This window comes from Paenibacillus prosopidis (assembly GCF_003337375.1).
Lineage (GTDB): Bacteria > Bacillota > Bacilli > Paenibacillales > Paenibacillaceae > Pristimantibacillus > Pristimantibacillus prosopidis.
The window spans coordinates 1-2,859 of the sequence record NZ_QPJD01000060.1; the positions used below are offsets into that span (position 1 = coordinate 1).

Consider the following 2,859-nt stretch of genomic DNA (forward strand, 5'->3'; position numbering starts at 1 on the left):
AGTTCTGAGGGCAGCAACCCAGTACATACTCATCCTAGCGGGGCGTTCGTTTTTCTGCAAATCGAATCTACTAACACCTACAGGAATGTTAACGGATACGATAGTTCCAACGTAGGCTGCTGATGATCCGGCAGCCTGTTGTGGTAACGGGCGGTAATCTTCAGCAACTTTTTTATGTTTAATTCGTCTAATAACAACAGTAGCATGTCATGATGATAAGGGATGAAATTATGAAGAAGATTTTACTAATTTTTCTCATTGCTTTATTCATGAATTTAATTACTGCTTGTAATACATCCAAAAAAATTTCAGAAGAACAAACAAAACAGATAGCATTAACCCGTGCTGAAGAGATAGATAAATCTCATTCAAGAACCTATATAGTCCATGAAGTATCAAAAGGCTCAGAATCTTCAAAACCTGTTTGGATGATTAATCTGATAAACGTTGACAAAACATCAGTTTCTTCTTCTCTATGGTTCTATATCGATGCAAAGACAGGCAAAACACTCATGGTAAACGGTTATTAACTGGGATAGAACTAAGGATTTTATTAAGCTAACGGATAGGCCCAATTAACATCAGGAGAGGGATACCGACAGCAATGGATCGGTAATGATTGATCTTAGTTGTCAGGCTTCAAGGGGGATGGATGCTATGAAAGCAACATTTTTATGGGGATTAGTCAGTGGATTGCTCATTAGTTTGGCTACAATGGGAATATGGGGGACTAATAAAGCATTTAGTATAATGCTCTATCTAACCATGGGAGTAATTGTGTTGTTATTAATTTTATCAGGTGCGCTTATTTGTGGCGACCGCATAAGAGCAAATTTTAACTCAGAGGACAACTCTGACCGCAATAGGAGAAATAAACTGATAAATAAATTGGTAGTGTTTATCCTTCCTTATATTGGTTTGGCCTATTTATTGTATTTGGTGAAATAATTGTCCGTTACGCTAACGGGGAACGATATTGGAGCAAGCTGCCACGGTGCACTCCATTTTTCACTCTAACGGGCAGATTACTTATATATCCAAGTGCTTATTTGAGTAAAATACTCTAAGATATTTAAGAATCATATTATTAGAATGGAGCGGAATAAGTTGGATATTCCCTTTGCCTTATTATCTTTTTTATTTATGTTGTTTTTCTTAATTACAATTCGGGCGATTATAAACAAAGAAAAATGTGATCTTCTCATATTTGCAACATCTGTTTTTTTTGGAGCTGTTCTGTTGATTAGTGCAGGTATTTTTGCTCAATAAGTGTGTTCTTAAATCTTCATTAAGCTACTATGAAAGAACGGATTAACTTTCATTCTCTGTGGTGCCGCGCTTTGTGCGGCATGGATGGACGGGTACGATTACTCAACGAACAGGACGAACGGCATTCGGTTTAATGGTTTAGCGAAATAATTGACGATGAGCCATCAGAGGGAGTTAAAGGTTATTGGACTTATTTTCGCGAATACTCATGTTTGACTAAGCCGACTAAAGCAAAGGATGAAACATGATGAAAAAGATTCATATCATTGGATCAACAGGGAGTGGAAAGACATTTTTAGCTAGAAAGCTTTCAAATCAATTGAACATTCCTTACTTCGAATTAGATTCTGTTATGTGGAGTAGTTCTGTCGAATTTAGCGGAAAGAATCCACCTGGGAAACGAGATAAATTACTTGAAGATATTATTACTAAAGACCAGTGGATTGTTGAGGGGATATATTACAAGTGGGTGTCTCGAAGTTTTGAAGAGGATGATATAATTATATTTTTGACACCGAAACCTTTAAATAGAGCAATAAAGATTATTACTAGATTTATTAAACAGAGAACAGGAATCGAGAAAGCAAATTACAAACAAACTTTAAAAGGCTTAGCAGAAATGCTGAAATGGAATCAAAAATTCGATTTTGAGAACAAGAAGAAGATATTTGAATGTTTAGAAAACCATAAGAAGAAATTGATTGTAGTAAACAATAATAAGGAAGTACTTTTGAAAATAGCTCTAAGCTAACGGGTACGATAGAATGCAACAAGGCAGCAAGCGGTCTGAAGAATCGGTTGCTTTTTTCGTTCAACTAACGCGCAGATTAATTGAGCAAATTTTGAAAACATCTCTAAATTCAAGATATAATCATATTGGAATATCTAATATGAATTTTGTGGAGTTGGTCTCATGGATGTTGATAAGATATTTCTAAATCCGCCTGTTTTTGAAACTGAGAGGCTCATTCTTCGCAAGTTAGAAATGTCAGATGCTAAAAAATACTTCGAATTTGCTACCGACCCAGTGGTATCGGTAGAAACGTTATGGGACAGGCATATTACCGTTAATGATACAATTCATTATCTACAAAAGGTTATGCATAAGTTTGAGTCAAAGCAAGCCATACGCTGGGGAGTTATTAATAAATTAAACAACAAACTAATTGGTAGGACAGGGCTTATTAGTATAGATTCCGTTCATGAAAAGGCGGAAATTGGTTATGCACTCTCCAGTGAGTATTGGAATCAAGGAATTATTACTGAAGCAACAAGGAAAATTATTCATTACAGCTTTTTAGAGGTTGGGATAAATCGTATTGAGGCACGCTGCAACTACAATAATACTGGTTCTTACTGTGTTCTTGAGAAATTAGGAATGACGTATGAGGGAACACTTAGAAGTCAATTGAAGATAAAGGGGAAGTTTATTGACCAACGAATATATTCGGTACTAAGAAGCAATTACGTACCGATACAGGATTAAGCTAACGGATACGATAGTTGTATGATCTCATGCGTCGATTTACAAAAACCGGATTCCCTTATAGAGAGGAGGGATCCGGTTTTTTCAGGCATAATTTGCTTAGT

The 2,859-nt window shown here is 36.0% G+C and carries 4 protein-coding genes; all 4 read left to right on the forward strand.

Annotated features, from left to right (window positions below; translation table 11 throughout):
• Positions 1 to 230: 230 nt before the first annotated feature.
• Positions 231 to 530 carry a PepSY domain-containing protein gene (locus DFP97_RS30155; protein ID WP_114384343.1) on the forward strand — a complete coding sequence of 100 codons (300 nt, stop codon included), beginning with the start codon at positions 231 to 233 and terminating at the stop codon, positions 528 to 530.
• Positions 531 to 657: 127 nt separating this feature from the next.
• Positions 658 to 948 (forward strand): DUF5316 family protein, encoded by a 291-nt coding sequence (locus DFP97_RS30160; protein ID WP_114384344.1) that lies wholly within the window; start codon positions 658 to 660, stop codon positions 946 to 948.
• 565 nt (positions 949 to 1,513) lie between these two features.
• A complete protein-coding gene (locus DFP97_RS30165) occupies positions 1,514 to 2,020 on the forward strand; it encodes a P-loop NTPase family protein (RefSeq protein ID WP_220271210.1) in 507 nt (168 codons plus the stop codon).
• Positions 2,021 to 2,182: 162 nt separating this feature from the next.
• Complete coding sequence (locus tag DFP97_RS30170; protein WP_114384346.1) at positions 2,183 to 2,755, forward strand: GNAT family N-acetyltransferase; 573 nt, start codon at positions 2,183 to 2,185, stop codon at positions 2,753 to 2,755.
• Positions 2,756 to 2,859: the final 104 nt, after the last annotated feature.

Bases quoted from the DNA above. Each gene is read 5' to 3' on its own strand.
- DFP97_RS30165 (WP_220271210.1), top strand. From the start codon at position 1,514: ATGATGAAAAAGATTCATATCATTGGATCAACAGGGAGTGGAAAGACA.
- DFP97_RS30160 (WP_114384344.1), top strand. From the start codon at position 658: ATGAAAGCAACATTTTTATGGGGATTAGTCAGTGGATTGCTCATTAGT.
- DFP97_RS30155 (WP_114384343.1), top strand. From the start codon at position 231: ATGAAGAAGATTTTACTAATTTTTCTCATTGCTTTATTCATGAATTTA.
- DFP97_RS30170 (WP_114384346.1), top strand. From the start codon at position 2,183: ATGGATGTTGATAAGATATTTCTAAATCCGCCTGTTTTTGAAACTGAG.